At 44.6% G+C, this 944-nt stretch carries 1 protein-coding gene; it reads right to left on the bottom strand.

Going from position 1 to position 944, the window contains the following annotated elements:
- On the bottom strand, nt 1-796 hold a 796-nt coding region (locus A3763_RS26320; RefSeq protein ID WP_156495354.1), incomplete at its 3' end, for a tetratricopeptide repeat protein.
- Nucleotides 797-944: the final 148 nt, after the last annotated feature.

Raw genomic sequence — 944 nt, forward strand, 5'->3', positions numbered from 1 at the left:
AAGAAAACGACAAACTCATAACGCGCATTAAGTCTTCGACCAGAGTTTGATGCTGATTCGCAACCAAGGCCGAGGCTTTATCTTGATCAGCCGAGTCCTGACTTAACAATAAATCTAACACGCGGCTGTAGCTTACCAGCGCTAAAGAGTATTTTGCCTGTTTGAACAAACTCCAGCCTTGCATGTAGTGGGCGTTAGCCAAAAAGGGGCTTTCCTCTTTAGGCGCTTCAGTCAGAATCACGGCAGAAAATGCCTGCTCGGCCAGCCTATACAGTTCGTCAGTGAACAGGATCTCTCCGCGTCTAAATTGTACTTCGGCATAATAGTTTGAGCCCGGGTATTGCTCGGCAATTCGTGTCAGTATCTTCAGGTGTTGATCACGCAAACCTTTCAACTCATAGGTCTTTGCCAATTGATATAAGACGTGATCGTTATCTTCTCTGTCTGGATACTTTTCAAGCAGACCTAAATAAGCAGTGATAGCGATATCCAGCTCATCAACAGCCTGCTCTGCCATTAATAATTCACCTTTCTGAAGCTTAAGATCGGCTAAGCGATGCAGAACCTTCATTTGCGTTTCAGGGTCTTTCAGCATAGGTAGCAGACGAGTGTAATTCTCGATAACTTCTGAAATTTCAAGACTTAAAGATGCCTCTCTATCAATCATCAAGACAGCAGGCTGAAGTGAAGCAATACTTTCAGGCCCATATAAGGGATAGGTTCTGGAGTCAAATAGCTGGCAGCCTGACAAAGCAAATAACAAGGTAAGCAAGCATGCTGTTCTAAGTAAACTCACAAGCTAGCCTCCTCTGTCGTCATGCTGGTTTTCTCTGCAGAATCCGAATGATAAACCTGGTCTGAAATTCGGGCTAATGACTCTCGCGAAGCCTTCAAATAAACACCCGCTTCAGCGATTTGCTTTTCGTAATCCTGTTTGGCCAAAG

The sequence above is a fragment of the Oleiphilus sp. HI0128 genome (assembly GCF_001635365.1).